At 56.2% G+C, this 18311-nt stretch carries 17 protein-coding genes; 10 read left to right on the top strand and 7 right to left on the bottom strand.

The features are described from left to right. Positions 1-38: 38 nt before the first annotated feature. Positions 39-242, top strand: a complete 204-nt coding sequence (locus P8Z34_13310; protein ID MEJ2551654.1) for a lysine biosynthesis protein LysW — start codon at positions 39-41, stop codon at positions 240-242. Positions 243-371: 129 nt separating this feature from the next. Here P8Z34_13310 and P8Z34_13315 read toward each other — a convergent pair whose 3' ends face one another. The 6 genes from P8Z34_13315 to P8Z34_13340 all read right to left on the bottom strand — a co-directional run bounded on the left by P8Z34_13315 (position 372) and on the right by P8Z34_13340 (position 9061). Beyond that, a complete protein-coding gene (locus P8Z34_13315) occupies positions 372-1841 on the bottom strand; it encodes a serine hydrolase (protein MEJ2551655.1) in 1470 nt (489 codons plus the stop codon). Between the two features lie 119 nt (positions 1842-1960). After that, on the bottom strand, positions 1961-2581 hold the full coding sequence (locus P8Z34_13320; protein ID MEJ2551656.1) for a CPBP family intramembrane metalloprotease: 621 nt from the start codon (positions 2579-2581) through the stop codon (positions 1961-1963). A 44-nt stretch (positions 2582-2625) separates the two neighbouring features. Beyond that, positions 2626-3450, bottom strand: a complete 825-nt coding sequence (locus P8Z34_13325) for a class I tRNA ligase family protein (protein ID MEJ2551657.1) — start codon at positions 3448-3450, stop codon at positions 2626-2628. Next, on the bottom strand, positions 3380-5251 hold the full coding sequence (locus P8Z34_13330) for a valine--tRNA ligase (protein MEJ2551658.1): 1872 nt from the start codon (positions 5249-5251) through the stop codon (positions 3380-3382). Before P8Z34_13330 ends, P8Z34_13325 begins: the two co-directional genes overlap by 71 nt. A 28-nt stretch (positions 5252-5279) precedes the next feature. Continuing rightward, positions 5280-5408 carry a hypothetical protein gene (locus P8Z34_13335; protein MEJ2551659.1) on the bottom strand — a complete coding sequence of 43 codons (129 nt, stop codon included), beginning with the start codon at positions 5406-5408 and terminating at the stop codon, positions 5280-5282. A gap of 308 nt (positions 5409-5716) precedes the next feature. Next, the gene (locus P8Z34_13340; GenBank protein MEJ2551660.1) at positions 5717-9061 is read right to left on the bottom strand and encodes an ATP-binding protein; all 3345 of its coding nucleotides are present in this window, start codon (positions 9059-9061) and stop codon (positions 5717-5719) included. Positions 9062-9176: 115 nt separating this feature from the next. On the opposite strand from P8Z34_13340, the gene P8Z34_13345 reads away from it, so the two are divergent. From P8Z34_13345 to P8Z34_13355, 3 genes are read left to right on the top strand one after another with little or no spacing between them, the layout of a single operon-like run. Next, on the top strand, positions 9177-10154 hold the full coding sequence (locus P8Z34_13345) for a response regulator (GenBank protein ID MEJ2551661.1): 978 nt from the start codon (positions 9177-9179) through the stop codon (positions 10152-10154). Between the two features lie 8 nt (positions 10155-10162). After that, complete coding sequence (locus tag P8Z34_13350) at positions 10163-10942, top strand: NAD-dependent deacylase (GenBank protein ID MEJ2551662.1); 780 nt, start codon at positions 10163-10165, stop codon at positions 10940-10942. Beyond that, complete coding sequence (locus P8Z34_13355; protein ID MEJ2551663.1) at positions 10935-12152, top strand: HAMP domain-containing sensor histidine kinase; 1218 nt, start codon at positions 10935-10937, stop codon at positions 12150-12152. The genes P8Z34_13350 and P8Z34_13355 overlap by 8 nt, the downstream gene beginning before the upstream one ends. Positions 12153-12183: 31 nt before the next feature. Here P8Z34_13355 and mutL read toward each other — a convergent pair whose 3' ends face one another. Continuing rightward, on the bottom strand, positions 12184-13878 hold the full coding sequence (mutL, locus tag P8Z34_13360; GenBank protein ID MEJ2551664.1) for a DNA mismatch repair endonuclease MutL: 1695 nt from the start codon (positions 13876-13878) through the stop codon (positions 12184-12186). A 239-nt stretch (positions 13879-14117) separates the two neighbouring features. On the opposite strand from mutL, the gene P8Z34_13365 reads away from it, so the two are divergent. The 6 genes from P8Z34_13365 (at position 14118) to P8Z34_13390 (ending at position 18310) form a co-directional block, all read left to right on the top strand. Then, positions 14118-14789, top strand: a complete 672-nt coding sequence (locus P8Z34_13365; protein ID MEJ2551665.1) for a pyrimidine 5'-nucleotidase — start codon at positions 14118-14120, stop codon at positions 14787-14789. Continuing rightward, the gene (locus P8Z34_13370) at positions 14789-15016 is read left to right on the top strand and encodes a hypothetical protein (protein ID MEJ2551666.1); all 228 of its coding nucleotides are present in this window, start codon (positions 14789-14791) and stop codon (positions 15014-15016) included. Before P8Z34_13365 ends, P8Z34_13370 begins: the two co-directional genes overlap by 1 nt. After that, on the top strand, positions 15009-15827 hold the full coding sequence (locus tag P8Z34_13375) for a CoA-transferase (protein ID MEJ2551667.1): 819 nt from the start codon (positions 15009-15011) through the stop codon (positions 15825-15827). The genes P8Z34_13370 and P8Z34_13375 overlap by 8 nt, the downstream gene beginning before the upstream one ends. Positions 15828-16000: 173 nt before the next feature. Further along, entirely contained in the window at positions 16001-17215 is a 1215-nt protein-coding gene (locus tag P8Z34_13380) for a S41 family peptidase (GenBank protein MEJ2551668.1), read from the top strand. A gap of 35 nt (positions 17216-17250) precedes the next feature. Continuing rightward, positions 17251-17958: a zinc metallopeptidase gene (locus P8Z34_13385; GenBank protein MEJ2551669.1), complete on the top strand. Its 708-nt coding sequence runs from the start codon at positions 17251-17253 to the stop codon at positions 17956-17958. 127 nt (positions 17959-18085) lie between these two features. Continuing rightward, on the top strand, positions 18086-18310 hold the full coding sequence (locus P8Z34_13390; protein ID MEJ2551670.1) for an NIL domain-containing protein: 225 nt from the start codon (positions 18086-18088) through the stop codon (positions 18308-18310). The last annotated feature ends 1 nt before the right edge of the window (position 18311 follow it).

Below are 18311 nucleotides of genomic sequence, written 5' to 3' on the forward strand. Positions count from 1 at the left end.
GATGCTGGCGAAACGTAAAATTTGTCAGGAGGTTCTCCATGACACATGCATTTTGTCCGGAATGTGATGCGAAGATCACAGTAGGACGAGACCCCAGTGAAGGACAGCAGGTTAGTTGTCCACAGTGTGGGGCGTATTTGATGGTCGTAGGCGTTTCACCGTTAGAACTGGATTGGGCTTTCGATGACGAAGAGCTCGAATACGACGATGATTACGACTACGAAAGAGAGGATGATTATTAAATCCAAATCGGTAGAAAAATAACGAGTTGGAATTTCAAGACAATTTAACATATCGGGGCGCAGAAGTTCCTGCGCCCTAGTTTTTTTAACCAGATTAAGCCGGGATGAGTTGGTGGGTTTTTCTGACACTCACTCGACGGGGGGATTGAAATAATTGTACACGGCGCGGGAGATGTCGGCGAACATCTTCGACGTCGGGTCCCAAAACATCTCCTGTTCTTGGAACAAGAACAGTGAAAACACGTAATCGCCACCCGGTGTGTAGACGATGCCGGCGTCTCCGATCATGTCGAAAGGCGAACTTGGCCAGCCATGCTTATGTGCCACCCGAGTGCCGTCCGGTACACCCGCTTCGATCAAACTCCCGATCTTGTTCTGAGCAAGCAGGTCGATCATATGGCTGCATTCCTGCGGTGTGACACGATCGGGGTAAACGGCGAGCAGTGCACCGCCGCCGTTCTCACAATGGTATATGTCCATCAACAGCATCCCAATATCAGACGGGGTGGTTTGCGTGTACTTATCCGGCCGGGTGTTGATGTCCGTTCGTTGGTTGGCGGGCGTGTTATAGGTACGCAGGAGCGGCGCGCCAAGATAATAGAACCCGCCCGAAAAGGTGTTATTCAAACCCAACGATTGAAGGATGTCCGTGACCGCAAGCGGTCCAAGATCGCCGCCAATTTGTTCCATCAACCAGTCTGAAGATTCGTTGCCCGAACGCGTGATCATGTCAAACATATGATCGTCCGCTTCTTCGCCGAAGGGTTCGTCGAACTCTATGAAGTATGCCGTCATGATGCCAATCTTGATGGTCGAGGCTGCGCCAAAGGAAACATCGGGTTCCGCAGGGATGTCTTCACCATTCAGGTACACGATGTGCAGCTCTTCACCCGACCGCAAATTCACCAGGAACAAATCTGTGAGGCCAGGAAAACCCGCGCCGTCCACGATCTGTTTGATTAAAATCTCGAGCGTGCCTAATGTCGGCCTCGGGGGTACGTCTTCCAGAACTGGCAGGTTAACGACCCGAGAATGGGGCAGCATCAAGATGTCCCCGATCAACCGTTGTGCCCGGTCGATATCGAGAACACGACCCGGTCTTCCGGGATTGAAATTGGGCGTTCCCGGAATGGGCTCGGCAAGATACGGAGGCTCGTCGTACCGGGCGGCAATATCCGCCAGGACCAATTCGAGCTGCGAAACGGAATACTCGGCACGCAAGGGTATCGCCGCTTCTTCCCCCGGACGATTCCACAGAAAGTCCATGAAGCCGGACCAGAAATCGTCGCCGGTACGCATCGACTCGGCTGCCGCCAGCATGACTTCGGTATCCAGGCGGAAACCAACGCTCGCTGGCGACATGAGGATGATCTGATCGTCGTAGTGCAGTTCGACGGGTGAGCTGTAGGTCTGCAGGATATGTTCGACTGCTTCAGTTTGGGACAGTCCACCGACGGGAACACCGCCGACGGTCAGTCCTTCCGGAAGACGTGCCCGCTGCCGGCTGAATGCGATCAGCTCGAAGAAGAAAAAGACAACCGCCGCCAATAACAAACCAATCGATATCCAGCGTAGATAATCGGGACCGCCTCGTCGCATCATTCCTCCAAAAACGAGAGTATATCACACCCGATAAGAGCTGCTTTTGAGTCACGCCGCATGATTGCAGATGTCAGAAATCGCATCCGGAATGGCAGTTCGAGTGAGATCTTCAGGCTTTAGACGACCCAGCCGCGCAGCAGCAAAGGCAGCAGGTTTGCGAAGGCATGCGCTCCCCAGGGCGCCCAGATCGATCGGAAACGAGCGTAAAGCCAACCGGACAGGATCCCAAACGCAAAGATGCTGACGATGTCCAGCCAACCCTGGCTCCAATGTCCTGGATGAAAACTGAAGAGCAGCGCCTGCGTCACGATTCCCGGCCAACGACCGAATTTCGCCAGCAGCGAGCCGCCGATATAACCACGGAAAAAGGTTTCTTCCAGAAATGGAATCCAGAATACCAATCCGAACAACAGCGTGCCGTTCCATCCGATCTGAGTCCAATCGTTCTCGATCCAGGCGTTGAACGCGAGGCTCAACCCGCGCCACACGGCGCCGGCCAGCATGCCCCAGCCCAACATCGCCAGCGCACGTTTGCGCCTGTAGCCATAGACGATTGGAGTCCTCCGAAAGAGCAGCAGCGTGAGCCAAGGGAGGACGGCGATGACCCAGACCCACGAACGAAGATATGGAGCGAAGCGGTCTGTACCCGAAATCGTTACGAAGTCGACGACGAGGATGAAGAACACTCCCGGAACGACGGCAGCCACGGGCAGCGATGGCAATCCGTTATCATCCACCGCCGAATCTCCCGGCGCCCGGCTAGAAACAAGCCCGTTCAAATCTACATTTCTTCCAAACGTTCCATCTGCGTCTTGATCTTCTCGGCAGCCTGTTGGAACTCGACCAGCCTGTCTCTTTCTTTTTGAACGACGTCTCCGGGCGCACGTTCGGAGAACGGGCCGGCCAATAATTTCTCGAGACGTTCGATCTGGGAGTCGACCTCCGCGTATTCCTCGGTCAGACGCTCGCGCTCCGTTTCCACGTCGATGGCGTCTTCCAGCCTGAGATGCACTTCGACCGGACCGATCACCAGCGGAATCGCATCTGCCGGAGGTGACGGTAAAACTTCGTGGACCTCCATCCGCCCAGGTTCGATGCCCGCCAGAGAAGCGACCGAATCCCGCTGTTCCTCCAGCATGCCCGCCATCGATCCGGCGTTGAACGTGGCTGCGATTTTCGTCTCGGGGGATATCCCCTGATCCGAACGGACGTTACGGATGGCACGCACGACGTCCATCAACAGATCGAAGCGGTCCATCGTGTCCTTTTCCGCCTCCGAAATGGGATTCCGATGCGGCCATTGCGCCACGATGAGCGCACCTTCCCACGCCGAAAGAAAACCAAACCCACCGCCGTGTTCGAGGCAAGCTGCTTTCAGTTTTCCCCAGAGTTCTTCCGTCACGTACGGCGTAAAGGGGTGCAGCAGTCTCAGACAGGCATCCAGCACCTCGACCAGGACTCTGGCGGTGTGCCAGGCACGCGCGCCGCCCTGCCTCGCCTGCAGCTTCGCGATTTCGATGTACCAATCGGCAAATTCACGCCAGAAGAATTCGTAAATCTGCCGTCCGGCTTCGCCGTATTGATAGGACGCAAAAAGCCTGTCCACGTCCCTCCCGAGTGTCTCCGGTTTTCGACAACGTCATGATCACGAAACGGCCCGCGTTCCAGATTTTATTGGCGAAATTCCGGTTGGCCTCCACGCGTTGGAGACTGAGATTCATGTCGTTGCCGGGAGTCGAACCGGTGAGCATGGTGTATCGGAGCGCATCGGTGCCGAATTCGTCCATGACCTCCAGAGGATCGATCACGTTTCCCAACGTTTTACTCATTTTCCGACCTTGCCCGTCGCGGACCAGGCCGTGCAGGTATACGGTTTCAAAGGGCGCGACGCCCGTGAACTCCAGACCCATCATGATCATCCGCGCCACCCAAAAGAAGAGGATGTCGTATCCCGTTTCCATCATCGTCGTCGGATAGAAGTAGCGGTAATCTTCGGTTTCTTCCGGCCATCCCAGCGTCGAGAAAGGCCACAAGCCTGAGGAAAACCATGTATCGAGTACATCGGGATCCTGCTCGATGTCCTTCGAATTACAGTGAGCGCATCGATCGGGATCGTCGCGTGCGACGGTTATTTCGCCGCATTCATTACAGTGCCAGGCCGGGATACGATGTCCCCACCACAACTGCCGGGAGATGCACCAATCACGGATGTTTTCCAACCAGTTGAAATACACTTTCGTGAAGCGCTCGGGCACGATTTTCACCTCGCCCCGGCGTACGACTTCGAGCCCCTTTTCGGCCAGCGGCTTCATGCTCACGAACCACTGCGTGGAAACCATTGGCTCGACGATTTCCCCGCCCCGCTGCGAGCGGGGAACCTGCATTAAATACGGTTCCGTTTTGATCGTAAGCCCGGCCGCTTCCATGTCGGCCCACAATTTCTCGCGGCACTCGAATCGGTCCATGCCTTGATAGGGACCGGCGTTTTCGTTCATCGTGGCATCCGGATTGAGTACGTTGATCACGTCCAGATTGTGGCGTTTGCCGATCTCGTAGTCGTTCGGATCGTGTCCCGGCGTGATCTTCAGCGCGCCGGTCCCGAATTCGATGTCCACGTAGCTGTCTTCGATCACCGGGATGAGACGGTTCAGCATCGGCACCACGCATTTCTTCCCCAGCAGATGCTTGTAGCGCGCATCTCCGGGATGCACGGCGACGGCCGTATCACCCAGAATCGTTTCCGGGCGCGTCGTCGCCACGGGGATGAAATCCTGCGAATCGGCGATGGGGTATTTGAAGTAATACAGCGTGCCCTGCTCCTCGGAATACTCCACCTCGAGATCGCTGACAGCGGTCTGCAGGCCTGGCGACCAGTTGATCAAGTAGGTCCCTCTGTAGATCAACCCCTTCTCGTAGAGACGCACGAAAGCTTCGCGCACCGCCTTCGACAAGCCGTTGTCCAACGTGAACCGCTCCCGGTCCCAATCACAGGAAGCGCCCAGGCGCCGCAGTTGCTGCGTGATGATACCTCCGTATTCCTTCTTCCATTCCCAGGCGCGTTTAACGAAGGCCTCCCGGCCGATCTCTTTACGGCTCGTGCCTTCTTTCCTGAGCATGCGCTCGACTTGAAGTTGAGTGGCGATGCCTGCGTGATCCGAACCCGGAACCCACAGCGTCGGTACACCCGTCATACGGCTGTGGCGAATCATCAGATCCTCCATGGTTACAAACATGGCGTGTCCCAGGTGCAGTTCGCCGGTGACGTTCGGAGGTGGAATGGAAATCACGAAAGGTTTCCGGTCCGGGTCGATGTGCGGTTTAAAAAAGCCGTTCGTCTCCCACCACGAATAGAGGCGTTCCTCCACTTCGTTGAAATCATAGGTTTTTGGAAGATCTTCGATTGTCATTTGCCTGATTCCTCCTGCTACACACCGTTCAACTTGCCCGACGGAAGATTTCTCGATCGACGCTGGTTTCCATGGATAGGTCCGTCGGCAGCGAATCAAAAAGCCCCTCGTCCTCGAGGACGAAGGACTTGACCTCCGCGGTACCACCTCGCTTCACCGGGCCAATTCGCCTGGCGCTCTCACTCCTCGACCAACATCGGGGATCCGCTGTAACGGGCTTACCCGCGCCGTTCTACTCACCTCTCAACGAGGTCTTCTTCGGCGTTCATCCCGGGCGACGTTCAACAGCTGCTGCCGTGGGGGCTTTCAGCCTGCGGCCGCTCCTTCTCTACCAGCGCCTGGCAGTTTACTCCTCCCGGTGTTCGTGTATGAATTTGTGGGCAACATTATAGCATAGAAACCACGGCAGCATGGAACTGAAGAACCGATCGAGCCGGATCGTGTGAACCCGTTACATGAGGCACGTCATCTGAAATTGATCGTGGTTCTCTTTCCGTCACCGGCATTGCGGAATTTCAGCGGCACTCTGATCGTGAATGTACTCCCCTGTCCGAGTCTGCTCTCGACCTGAATCCTTCCGTTGTGTTGTTCAACGATCGATTTTACGATCGCCAGGCCCAGCCCCAACCCCTGCTCGTGGAACGCATCCGTAGCGCTGGTGCGGAAGAACTTCTCGAACAAGCGTGCCTGGTCTGCCGGCGCAATGCCAACTCCTGTGTCCGCCACGGCGATGATTTGATCTTCCTCGCTTTGTTCCGCTCGCACCACGACGCTTCCGTTCGCGGGCGTATACTTCAGCGCGTTGTCCACCAGATTCGATACCGCCTGGCGCAGCAGTCCGGGATCGGCGTCGACAGGCTGCATTCCGTCTGCCAATTCAACGTCGATGGCGATGCGTTTACTCACCGCCTGAGGACGGTAAGCATCGACCACATCCTTGATCAGCGCCTCGATGCGGATGCTCGATACGTTCAAACCCATGCCGGCCTCGATCCGGCCCAGATCGAGCAAGTTATCGACCAACTTACTCATGTGGTCGATACTCGTAAGGATCTTCTGTAAAAACTCATCCTGCTGTTCGTTTACGTCTCCGACCATGCTCAGCATGGTTGCATATCCGCGCATCAGCGTGAGCGGTGCACGCAGGTCCTGGCTGACCGTGGAAACGAACTCCGATTTCAGCGCGTCGAGCTTCTTGTAATGAGATACGTCCCATAAAACACAGATTCTTCCCGCAGGAACGCCATCCTCGGACCGAATATCCGTTATGGAAGCGAACATGATGCGCCCGGAATCCATTTCGATTTCCGCCGCATGTTCCGTTACACCACCGTCCAGCAGAAGCGTACGCAGATCCGGGTTCCGGACGACTTCCGTCACGGGTTTCCCGAGACTTTCCCGTTCACCGGCGCCGAACAAACTTGCGGCTGCAGGATTGAGAAGAGAAACCCGGCCCACGGAATCGACCATCATCACCGCCGCCGGCGTACCCTCCAGAACGGTAACGAGACGCATGCGCTCGTGCTCCGCACGTTGATACAAACGGACTTTGGTTATCGCTACGGCCAGTTGGTCGGAAAGGATGGATAGCAAATTGAGGGCATCCGGACTCATCACGTAGGGCGACCGATGGCCAAGCCAGAGAACGCCGACGAACTCATCTTCGTGTCTCATCGGCATGGCAGCCAGTGTTTCGATCGGTGCGTTCAAATCCGTGAGATCGAGGACCGCACCGGCGCGCGTAGGATTCTCCAGCACGAAACGTCCTCGGTGACTGGAAAGCGCCAGGACCTGCGGGTCCAATGCCGCCCAGTTGCCCGGATCGTCGCCCGCGGAGAAACCCAAAAGCCGGGGATCATCTTGTGCAGCTGCCAGCGCAATACGAACGTGATCGGCAGCGGCAATCTGCCGGATACCGTCCAGAATCGGATGCAGCATCTCTGTCAGGTCGAAGCTGGTGGAAAGCCGTTGACTGACGTCGAGCAGCAGCCCCATCTCATCCAGCCTGGCTTTCAGGCTGCGGCGCATCATCTCGAACGAGGAAGCGAAGCGGCCAATCTCGTCCTCGCCGTTTGCCGGCACAGGCTGATCGAGATTTCCGCGCGCGATCGACTGGGCCACCTGTGCCATCTTCCGCAAGGGATGCATCAAACGATGACTGATGAGGAAAACTGCGCAGAGGAGCACGACGCCCACCACGACCAGCCAGAGTCCGAGACGCAGGGAGATTTGGAGCGCCTGACGATGGACCTCGCGCAGCGGAACGATGACGACGACGTGCCAGGAGTACTCTTCGATCGCCTCGTCGTAGACCAATTGTCGCGTGCCGTCTTGGGTATACTCGATGTTTACTGTGCCGCTCGTTTCAGGGTGAAGATTGAACTGGCGGTTTACCGGGCCGTTTTCGGGGCGAATCAAGACATCGCCCTGCTCGTCGGTGACGAATGCCGATCCGTACGAAAACTGGTCGAAACTCTGTACCAATGGCGTCAAGATGAGGTTGGATTCCAGGGAGGACCAGCCAACCACGACGCCGACCGCCTGGTCATTTTCATCGGGGAGGATCGGCGTGATGAAAGCCATGCGGGCGCCTGCGCCCACAGCAGAACCAAACTCGATCGTTTCGGACGGTATGCCCCGCAACGCCGCATTCAGGTTGGCCTGAAAGCCCTGGGAATACCCAGGCAGCTCCGTGGCTTCAGGATATGCGACTTCCAGACCGTGTTCACGGTCGTACACTTCCAGACTCTCGAAAAAGGTGTACGCGCGAAGAAGCTGATCCAACGGTTCTTCCGTCCAAGAACCGGAACCGAAACGGACGCCAAGATCTTCCGCCAACTGGCGGCTGTATTCTCTGCCGGTGTGGACGAAAAAGGGGATGATGCCGCTGGCCTGGTTGGCGGTCTGCTGCATGTGCTCGGTGAGCATGGCACGCGCAGATTGTTCAGCCGAGACCCAATCTCCCATCAATATCACGCTGCTGGCGATAAAGCCGGAAAAAAGGAGAACTGCGCTCAAACGCACGGCCAACGATTGACCAAATCCCCGCGTGATACCTCGTCTCGGTTCGTACCAGATATTCACTGCCTGGCGTTTTATCAGTTCACAAAATGCGCCGCCGATCGTCACTTCGATGATCGCGGCCAATGCCGTCAGGCCGAGCAGCGAAAGAGTGATGTCTATCCTGCGGTACAGGTCACCTTGTGATGTGGTGAAGATGCCGATGCCTCGAAGGAGAGCATAAACTACACCGCTGGCCAGACCGCTGATGAACGGACTGCGAAACAATCGCCCCTGTAATCCGCCATCATCCCGCCGCATCAACCAGGCGGCAATTCCTGCCTGCAAGCCCATAAAAATGGGGGTGAGTACGCTGTACGTTTCGAAACCGCCGCGCGCCACCCCGGCGACGACACCGACGATGATCGCATCACGGATTCCCAATACTCCCCCGGCGAACAACCAGGGGATGGCGCCGAATATTGCCACGAAGGGTCCGCGCAGTTCTTGCGGAACGAAGGCCAGCGTTTCCGTTCCTGGTACGTGAAAATGCAGCAAGAACGTGAGGCTCAGGATGGGGGCGACGACGAGTAAAAATGGAAGACGTGCCCAGAATCGTTCCTTAATTTTCTTCGATGTTGCCGGGACGTGCGACGGAGAGCGTATGTAGAATACGATCAACAATGCCAGCGCGGTTCCCCCGGCCAGATAACCGAGCAATGATGAGGGAAAGTTGAATTTCAAACTCTGGTCAAAACCCCACCAATCAACGGACATCTGCGCCTCGGAGGAAATAAAGACTTCGAGCATTATAGCATCCTGGATTCGCGATTCCAAACGAAGACCCAGTCCACTTCTTGCCCCTCGTATCGCTTTATGCTAGACTGCCATCAACCGGGGAATCATCCCAAATGGAGCGCCCGGAATGGCAGAAAAGATACTCATCATCGATGATGACGTCGATACCCTGAAACTCGTGGGCTTGATGCTCGAACGCCATGGGTATGAGATCGTTGTTGCGAGCAATGGAGCCCTGGGTATCGAACGGGCCAAAGAAGATACTCCACAGCTCATCCTGCTCGACATCATGATGCCGGACATGGATGGGTATGAAGTCACACGCCGACTGCGAGCCGATCCCGCACTGGCACACATCCCGATCATCATGTTCACTGCAAAAACCATGGTCGACGATAAAGTCGCCGGTTTCGAGGCGGGCGTTGACGATTACTTGACTAAACCGACTCACCCGGCCGAACTGACGGCGCACATCAAGGCCGTTCTCGGGCGAGCGACTCAAACCCAGATCGCCAAGCCCGAGAGGGCCAGAACCATCGCCTTTTTGGGCGCACGCGGCGGCATCGGGACGTCAACGCTCACTTTGAACGCCAGCATCGCACTGCAGCAAGAAGGCGATGATGTGATTTTTGCAGAACTCAATCCCGGTCACGGAACGGTGGCTCTCGTGGAAGCGGTCGTCACCAATCTGGCGTCAATGTGCACCACCGTCGTGCTTGACCTCGGCTGCTCGATGCGCCCGTACGTCAAACCGATATTGAAAATGTGCGATTGCCTGATCCTCGTGGTAGAACCGATTTTCCCGTCCAACATACTCGGAAGATCGCTGCTTCAGGAACTTTCCAGCGACGGGATCCAGCGCGATAAGATTTATCTCGCCCTGATCAACCGGGTTCGTTCTAGCATGCAGATACCATGGCGCCAGGTTGAGACCGAGATCGGTCTCGAGTTGGCCGGAATCGTTTCCCCCGCGCCGGATTTAGCCTATCAGGCTTCCAGCGGCTCGACGCCCCTGTTGCTCGCCCACCCGGATAGTCTCGTTTCAGATCAAATACGCAAGCTGTCGAAGTTTCTTACCCAGCGCCTCGAACGTGTCGTGAGTTGAGCCGCGTCGTGAAGCTTGATGATCCCGAGAGTCTCCTCCAAAGGGCGATTTCGCTTCTTAAAAACTCAAAACATACCGTTGCGCTTACCGGAGCAGGGATATCGACGCCCTCGGGGATTCCGGATTTCCGTTCCGCCCATTCCGGTTTGTGGAAACGCTACGATCCGATGGAAGTGGCTTCGCTGATGGTCTTTCGACACTCTCCCCAAAAATTTTACGAATGGATCCATCCTCTGGCCCAACAAATCCGGGACGCCACGCCCAATCCTGCGCACGTTGCCCTGGCGCGTCTCGAGAGAGCCGGCTATCTGGACGGCATCATCACACAGAACATCGACGCACTTCATCATCGAGCAGGATCACGAGTCGTCCTCGAACTTCACGGGCATCTCCGTCAAGCGATGTGTGTTTCCTGCTACGAAGTCTACGATACAGATGGCATCATGGAAGACTTCATTCGAAGCGGAGAGGTCCCGCGCTGCGTAAAATGCGGCGGCGTCCTGAAGCCCAACGCCGTCCTGCTCGGAGAACAGCTGCCCTACGAGGTTGTCCGATCCGCAGAAAAACTCCTGGCGAACTGTGAATTGATGATCATCGCCGGCTCGTCGCTCCAGGTTGTCCCCGCGGCCACATTACCGATACCGGCGCTAAATGCCGGGGCGAAACTGATCATCGTCAACCATACGCCTACTTACCTCGACGAGCGTGCGGACGTCGTCATTCACGGCGATGTGGAGACCGTTCTACCTTATCTTGCAGATGGAGTACTGGGTAAAGATCATGAGTAAATCACGTTCAGCAAAAGACGAATCGGCAATTCGCAACTATCCACGGTTGCTGAAACGCTATGCGCGTCTTTTAGACGTCAGTTCGGAGCTGGTTTCCACGCTCGAGCAAGGCACGCTGCTGCAGCATATTGCCGAAGTTGCCCGTGAGTTGACGACCAGCGAGGCTTCTTCGATCTTGTTGTACGATCCGCAGACCAATCATCTGTACTTCGAAGCGGCGACGGGGCCTTTGAAAGAGGGTTTCATCCGCTCTGCCGTGCCGACGGACACCAGCATCGCTGGTTGGATTTTTTCAAATCGCGAACCTTTGCTCGTCGAGGATACGAAGACCGATTCGCGCTTCTTCGCCGACATTGATTTACAAACCAACTTCCTTACCCGCTCCATCCTCGGCGTTCCATTGCAGACCAAGGACAAAACCATCGGGGTAATCGAGGTTCTCAACAAAACCCAGGGAACCTTCGTCGAAGACGACCAGCTGATCCTGCGTTCGCTGGCCGCCCAGGCGGCGATTGCCATCGAGAACACGCGTTTGTTCCAACAAAGCGACCTGATCGCCGAGATGGTTCACGAGCTGCGTACACCGCTCGCCTCGCTCCTGGCGGCCGCCCATCTCCTCCAGCGGCCGGATCTTCCCGCCGAGCAAAACACGAAGCTCAGCCAGACCATATTCTGCGAAGTACAGCGCCTGAACGACATGACGACGGATTTCCTGGAACTGGCGCGCCTGGAATCCGGTCGAGCGAAATTCGAACGGGAACCGGTCCATCTCGAAGGTTTGATCGTGGAATGTCTGGAAATCGTTCGTCCCCAGGCGGACGAACGAAAAATCGCGTTGAAAACCGATTTCGACCGCAGCCTCACTCCGGTACAAGGTGACCGCAATCGATTAAAACAATTGGTACTGAATCTGCTCACCAACGCAATCAAGTACAACGACCCGGGTGGCAGCGTGATGGTATCCCTGCAGCGTGAAAACGGATCGCTCGTATTTTCTGTGGAAGACACCGGCTGCGGCATCCCGAAAGAAAGTTTGCCGCATATTTTCGAACGTTTCTATCGTGTACCGGATCAAGAAAAGGACGTCAAAGGTACGGGATTGGGCCTGGTGATTGCCAAACGCATCGCCCGCAACCATCATGGAGATATCGAAGTCGAAAGCGAAATGGGGGAAGGAAGCACCTTCAGACTTAGACTGCCGATTCCCTAAAACTCGAATGGTAACGCTTACGTTTTTATGATCAACCTCTGCGGCCGAACTGGCGCTCGAGTGCGTCGACGGAAAGATGGATCATCGTCGGACGGCCATGTGGACAAGTTCGTGGCGCAGTACAACTTTCTAGATCGCGGAGCAGTTTCTGCTGCTCTTCCATGGAGAGCACCTGGCCCGCTTTGATCGCTGCGCGCTTGCAGGCTCGCGCGGCCAACCTCGCCTCCGTTTCCTTCGCCAGGGGGGTTTCATCTTCTTCAAAATCTTCCACGACGGATCGAATGATCCGTTCGGGATCGGCACGAACGAACATCGCAGGAATGGCTCTCAGCCTGTACGTCCGCTGCCGCAGCACTTCGGATTGATTTTCGAGGAGATCGCTTTGCTCGATGCTGAGGGTCACCACCAGCGGTTCAAGCAGAGTTTGCACCTCGACCTGATTCTCTTCGTACGCCCGCATCAACGCTTCGAACAACACGCGTTCGTGTGCCGCGTGCTGATCGACCAGATAAAGCCCATCCGGGCCTTCAGCGACGAGATACGTGGCGCCGATCTGGCCTACGGCTCGCAGCAGCGGTAAATTGCCCACTGGCAGGGCGGATTGAAGCCGGATTCCGCCGCCCACATCCTGCGCGTCCACCAACTGCTGTGTAAGCTGCCAATCGCTCTGGACCTCCGAATCTGATTCCAGCCAGGAGCCGGACACCGAAGCTCCCAATCCGAGCGCAGGAGACGGCGCTTGACCCAATAAAGTCGATCGGACGACTCGCTGGACCACCGAGAAAACGACATCCTGCTCCCGAAAACGCACCTCCGCTTTGGCGGGGTGTACGTTCACGTCGACCATATCGGGTGGAAGATCCAGGAACAGAACCGCCATTGGATATCGCCCGACCATGAGCAGCGCATGGTAGGCCTGAACCACAGCGGCAGAGAGACTGGCATCCTGCACCCAACGCCCGTTTACGAAAAACGTCAATTCCCTTCGATTGCCGCGATGGATCGACGGCGGACTTATGAAGCCCCGGATTTGGAACGGCGTCCGGCTGTTTTCCGGAATGGCGATCAATTCTCTTGCCTTCTCCACGTCGTAGATCGCCGCCAATATTTCTCTGCGATCTCCCTTTCCGGAGCTCAGGAATGTTTCCCGCCCCTCCTGCGTGAGTTTAAAACGCACCTCGGGGTAGGCCAGTGCATAGCGTGTCACCAGGGCGGAAATCCGCCTGCGTTCCGTATTTTCGGATTTGAGGAACTTCCTGCGAGCGGGAACGTTGAAGAATAGATCGCGGACTCGCAGAGTCGTGCCTCGGGGTGCACCCACAGACTGCACCTCTCCCGCCTGGCCGCCATCCACGATCAACCGGCTTCCCGCTGCCTCCCCGGCCGTTTTCGTCACCATTTCGAGCCGCGAGACCGCACCGATGGATGATAATGCTTCACCCCGGAAGCCGAGGCTTTGAATTGCAAATAGATCTTCAGCCGTGCGCAGCTTCGATGTTGCGAAGCGGGCAACCGCCAGTGGTACTTCCGAGCGAGGTATGCCAACGCCGTCGTCGGAGACCTCGATCAGGCCGCTTCCGCCGCGCTCCACCTTGATCTCGATCGAACTTGCAGAGGCATCGAGCGAATTTTCTACCAACTCCTTGACGACCGAAACCGGCCGTTCGACCACTTCGCCGGCGGCAATGGCGGAGGCGACATCTTCGGGTAAAATCTCGATAGGCATTGAAGTCTTCATCGTGGAAGTAGATTATAACCTCGAGGATGTATGTTGACACCCTGCATCACAACTCCTATACTGCCGCGGGTGGTCCAACGCAGTCGTTCTCGCGGAGCCGCATCGATGCGACGAACGGTCCATGCCGATAGACCGCCATATCGCCTCGAACGATGCGCCGGACGATACGAACGACCTTCCTGGAATGGGATGGGTTATCTTTGAGAAGACGAGAAGGATATCTCTGAATGGCCACAATCCGTACAATTTTCTTTGATCTGGACGACACGCTCTACCCGAACACCAACGGATTATGGGAAGCCATCGGAAAGCGGATCAACGCTTTTATGGTCAACCGCTTGGACCTGCCCGAGCAGCGTGTCTCCACGATTCGGGATGAGTATCTGCGTTCCTTCGGTACGACGCTGAACGGGTTGATTGCCAATCACCAGGTCGATCCACAGGAATATCTGGCCTACGTTCATGACGTTCCGCTTGAAAATTACCTGCGGCCGGATCCGGATCTACAGCAAATGCTAGCCCGGATGCCGCAGCGAAAGATCATCTTCACCAATTCCGACACGGGACACGCCAGGCGCGTGCTCGCCATTCTGGGCGTCGAGGCGTACATCGATCGTATCCTCGACATCGTCGCGCTCGACTTCATCAACAAACCAAAGCCACGAGCGTATACACGCGCACTGGAAATTACAAACTCCGGAAATGCGGAGAACTGTCTCTTCCTCGACGATCGGGTCGAAAATCTGCTACCCGCAGCCGAAATTGGCATGAAGACGGCTCTCGTTGGAGATAAATCCAAACCCGATGGTGTGGATTATCACGTAAAGAGCATCACGGACCTTTTGTCCACGATACCCGAGTTAACAAAGTCAAACGACGATGAAAGAAGGAAATCCTGATGGAAGACGGGTTCGGGATTGTATGCGGGGCGATCGTTCTGGTCTTGCTCTTCAACCTCGGAATTTTGGTTTCCATACTGCGCCGCGGTGGCAAGATCTTCGATAATCCCTTCAAGGGTTACCGACCACCCTGGGATCTTGAGCAGGAAACAGCCGAGGAACTCCGAAAATCACTTCTCGAACTGGACCGCCTTCCCGACAAGGAAACGACTTCTCCCGATGGCTAATAAACTCCAAAAGCTGTCCGACGCGGTGAATCTCATACCGGAAAGCGGGTGTACGATCGCTTTCGGAGGCATGACGCTATACCGCCGGCCGATAACCTTCGCTCTCGCTTTATTGGCCCGATATCAACGCGAGCAGCTCCCCAAGGCATTGACACTGCTCTGCTTCACGGCGGGCATAGAAAGCGATCTACTCGTTGGCGCCGGTATGGTTTCGAAGGTTCGCTCGTGTTATTTCGGATTGGAATCATTCGGCCTCGCGCCGAATTTCACCTCGGCGGCCGGCAGCGGCGACATCGAGGTTATCGAGGAGACCGAGGCCAGTCTGGCTAATGGGATTCGCGCCGCCATGGCCGGAGTCGGTTTTCTGCCTTCCACGGCGTGGCAGGGCACGGATTTACCACAACTCCGTCCGGACGTCAAAGAAATCGTCGATCCGTACTCCGGCGAAAAGTTGACCGCCTTCCCTGCGATCCACTGCGACGTCGCCGTGATCCATGCCCTCAAAGCCGATCCGGATGGAAATGCCAGCATCGGCGGGAACAAAGGCATCGACGAGGAACTGGCGCTGCTTGCAGACACCGTGATCGTCACGGCCGAGAAGATCTCGCCCAAGCTCGACAAGGCGGAGATACTCGGTCCGCTTATCGATACAGTCGTGGAGCTTCCGAACGGCGCCTGGCCCAGTTCCTGCCATCCACTTTACCCGCTCGACGGGCTTGCGATTCTTGAATACACGGAAAAAGCGGGAGGCGAGGAATACGACGATCTCATCACGTCCTGGCTGCAGAAATGCGGTTTGGATAATTCGTGACTTCGCTCGGCATTTGTCGGAACAGAAAAGGTCGGCACACAAAGCATCATCAGCCCGATAAAGCATCGATCCTGGTGAAAATCAAGCACGCCTCTTCCCGAATTCACAATATTCTTATACTAACGTGTTATGGTTAAGCGTACCTGCGCAAGTTCTGCAGGAGGAGTGAAAATATGTCACCGAAAGTAAAAATGTTCTTGCTGGGCGCGTTCGTCAGCGCGATATTGTCCGCGGCGCTGTTCGCGGTCGGACTGGCGATGGGCATCAGCCTCCACACGGAGGAAACGCCGTCGACGTCCTATTGCCAGGACATTTCGTCCGATGAGATGCAAACCTTGTTCGCGCCGTTTTGGCAGGCCTGGGACATCCTGCACAACTACTACGTCGAACAACCGCTGGACGATACGACGCTCATGCAGGGTTCGATCAGAGGACTGGTCGATTCGTTGGGCGACCCTCACTCATCGTACATGGATCCAAGCGAGTTCGAACAGGCCAGCGCCACCCTGGAAGGTTATGAAGGCATCGGCGCCTGGGTCGATACGGACACGGAATACCTGACCATCCTCTCGCCCATTCCCGGATCGCCGGCCGAAGAAGCTGGATTGCAGCCCGGCGACGAGGTCATCGCCATCGACGGCGAAGACATGACGGGCATCGATGGCAACCTGGTTATCCAGCGCATCCTGGGACCTGCAGGTACGACGGTTCATCTTTCGATCTATCGTCAAGGTGAAACGGACCTGCTCGAATTCGACATCGAGCGCGCCCACATCGTTATCCCGACCGTTGAGGGAGAAAAACTCGATGATGGAATTGTATACATCCAGCTCTTTTCGTTTGCCGAGACGACTTCCGACGACCTGCGTACCATGTTGTCCGACCTCGTCGACGATGAAACGACAGGACTGATTCTGGATCTGCGGAGCAATGCCGGAGGCTACTTGTTCAGCGCAATCGACGTAGCTTCGGAATTCATCGACGACGGCGTGATCGTCACCGAGCGTTTCGGCGACGGCAGCGAAGAAGTCCATCGCGCCAACGGCGGTGGTCTGGCCACCGACGTTCCGCTGGTCGTGCTGGTCAACGCAGGCACGGCTTCTGCTTCCGAAATCGTCGCCGGAGCCATCCAGGATTACGACCGCGGTCTTCTCGTGGGCGAAACCACGTTCGGCAAAGGATCGGTGCAGCAGTGGATCGCACTTTCAACCGACCAGGGCGCCGTTCGGGTGACCGTCGCAAAATGGTATACGCCGAACGATCGCTTGATCCACGGACAGGGCCTCACGCCGGACATCGAGGTCACGATGACCGTCGAGAACTGGGAAGCCGGCAACGATCTGCAGCTCGACGCCGCGATCGAACTCCTGCTTACAAATAATCAATGAACTCTCGGGGCTTCCCGAGAGAAGGAGAAAGTAAGATGTTTTTCTTGAATTCCACGTATTTCTTGTACATGATCCCCGCGTTCATACTCGTGATGCTGGCACAATACTGGGTCAATTCGACCTATCGCAAGTGGAGTCAGGTACGCAATCTCAATCAGATGACCGGCGCGGAAGCCGCGAAAAGGTTGCTGAGCTACGGAAACCTGAACAACGTCAGTCTGGAGGGCACGCCCAATCAACTCGGCGATCATTACGACCCTCGTTCCCAGACGCTCAAACTCTCGCCGGGCGTCGCCCAGGGTCAATCCGTCGCCGCCCTGGCCATCGCCGCCCACGAAATCGGGCATGCGCTCCAGGATCGACAAGGGTATCTGCCGCTTCGATTCCGCGCTGCGCTCGTTCCGGCCGTGAACATCGGTTCACGTTTGGGTTTGATTTTAATCATCGTAGGCCTGCTCATCCGAGGCGTTTTCGGCACACAGATGGCCTGGCTTGGCGTTGGAGCGTTTGCCCTGGGTGCCGTTTTCTCCCTCGCCACGCTCCCCGTCGAGCTTAACGCTTCCTCCAGGGCGCGAGTATTGCTCTCCAACAGCGGACTGATCCGCTCGGAGGAAGAGAAACGCGGCGTCGATGCCATGTTGAATGCAGCGGCCTTCACCTACGTTGCCGCCCTGGCTGCCGCTATATTACAGCTGCTCTACTGGATAAGTCTCGTCAGTGGAGGCAGTAGACGCCGGCGCTGACTGGTCGGTGCGTCGAAAATGCACAAGGGGTCGTTTTGACTCGCCTCTGACCAAGTGCTAGAATCAGTTGCCTGATGGCCTTCTTCTGGCCAATGCAAGGCTTGACAAGTCACGGAAGGAGGCAACCATGGGTATTCGTATTCTTCGCCTGGTTTACCCGCCGGCTTTAATCAGCAAACCAATACTCTACCAACTTATCAAACGCTTCCAAGTCGAAGTAAACATACGTGAAGCTCATATCACGCTCGAGGAAGGTTGGCTCGAAGTGGAATTGAATGGGGAGACGAAAGAATTGAACCGTGCGGTTCGATTCCTGGAAGAAAAAGGCATCGAAGTCATCCATCAGGATTGAG

Source organism: Anaerolineales bacterium (assembly GCA_037382465.1).
Lineage (GTDB): Bacteria > Chloroflexota > Anaerolineae > Anaerolineales > E44-bin32 > WVZH01.

Excerpts from the sequence above, each read along its gene's own strand:
- P8Z34_13310 (MEJ2551654.1), top strand. The coding sequence starts at position 39 with ATGACACATGCATTTTGTCCGGAATGTGATGCGAAGATCACAGTAGGA.
- P8Z34_13315 (MEJ2551655.1), bottom strand. The coding sequence starts at position 1,841 with ATGCGACGAGGCGGTCCCGATTATCTACGCTGGATATCGATTGGTTTG.
- P8Z34_13330 (MEJ2551658.1), bottom strand. The coding sequence starts at position 5,251 with ATGACAATCGAAGATCTTCCAAAAACCTATGATTTCAACGAAGTGGAG.
- P8Z34_13340 (MEJ2551660.1), bottom strand. The coding sequence starts at position 9,061 with ATGCTCGAAGTCTTTATTTCCTCCGAGGCGCAGATGTCCGTTGATTGG.
- P8Z34_13345 (MEJ2551661.1), top strand. The coding sequence starts at position 9,177 with ATGGCAGAAAAGATACTCATCATCGATGATGACGTCGATACCCTGAAA.
- P8Z34_13355 (MEJ2551663.1), top strand. The coding sequence starts at position 10,935 with ATGAGTAAATCACGTTCAGCAAAAGACGAATCGGCAATTCGCAACTAT.
- mutL (MEJ2551664.1), bottom strand. The coding sequence starts at position 13,878 with ATGCCTATCGAGATTTTACCCGAAGATGTCGCCTCCGCCATTGCCGCC.
- P8Z34_13365 (MEJ2551665.1), top strand. The coding sequence starts at position 14,118 with ATGGCCACAATCCGTACAATTTTCTTTGATCTGGACGACACGCTCTAC.
- P8Z34_13370 (MEJ2551666.1), top strand. The coding sequence starts at position 14,789 with ATGGAAGACGGGTTCGGGATTGTATGCGGGGCGATCGTTCTGGTCTTG.
- P8Z34_13375 (MEJ2551667.1), top strand. The coding sequence starts at position 15,009 with ATGGCTAATAAACTCCAAAAGCTGTCCGACGCGGTGAATCTCATACCG.
- P8Z34_13380 (MEJ2551668.1), top strand. The coding sequence starts at position 16,001 with ATGTCACCGAAAGTAAAAATGTTCTTGCTGGGCGCGTTCGTCAGCGCG.
- P8Z34_13385 (MEJ2551669.1), top strand. The coding sequence starts at position 17,251 with ATGTTTTTCTTGAATTCCACGTATTTCTTGTACATGATCCCCGCGTTC.
- P8Z34_13390 (MEJ2551670.1), top strand. The coding sequence starts at position 18,086 with ATGGGTATTCGTATTCTTCGCCTGGTTTACCCGCCGGCTTTAATCAGC.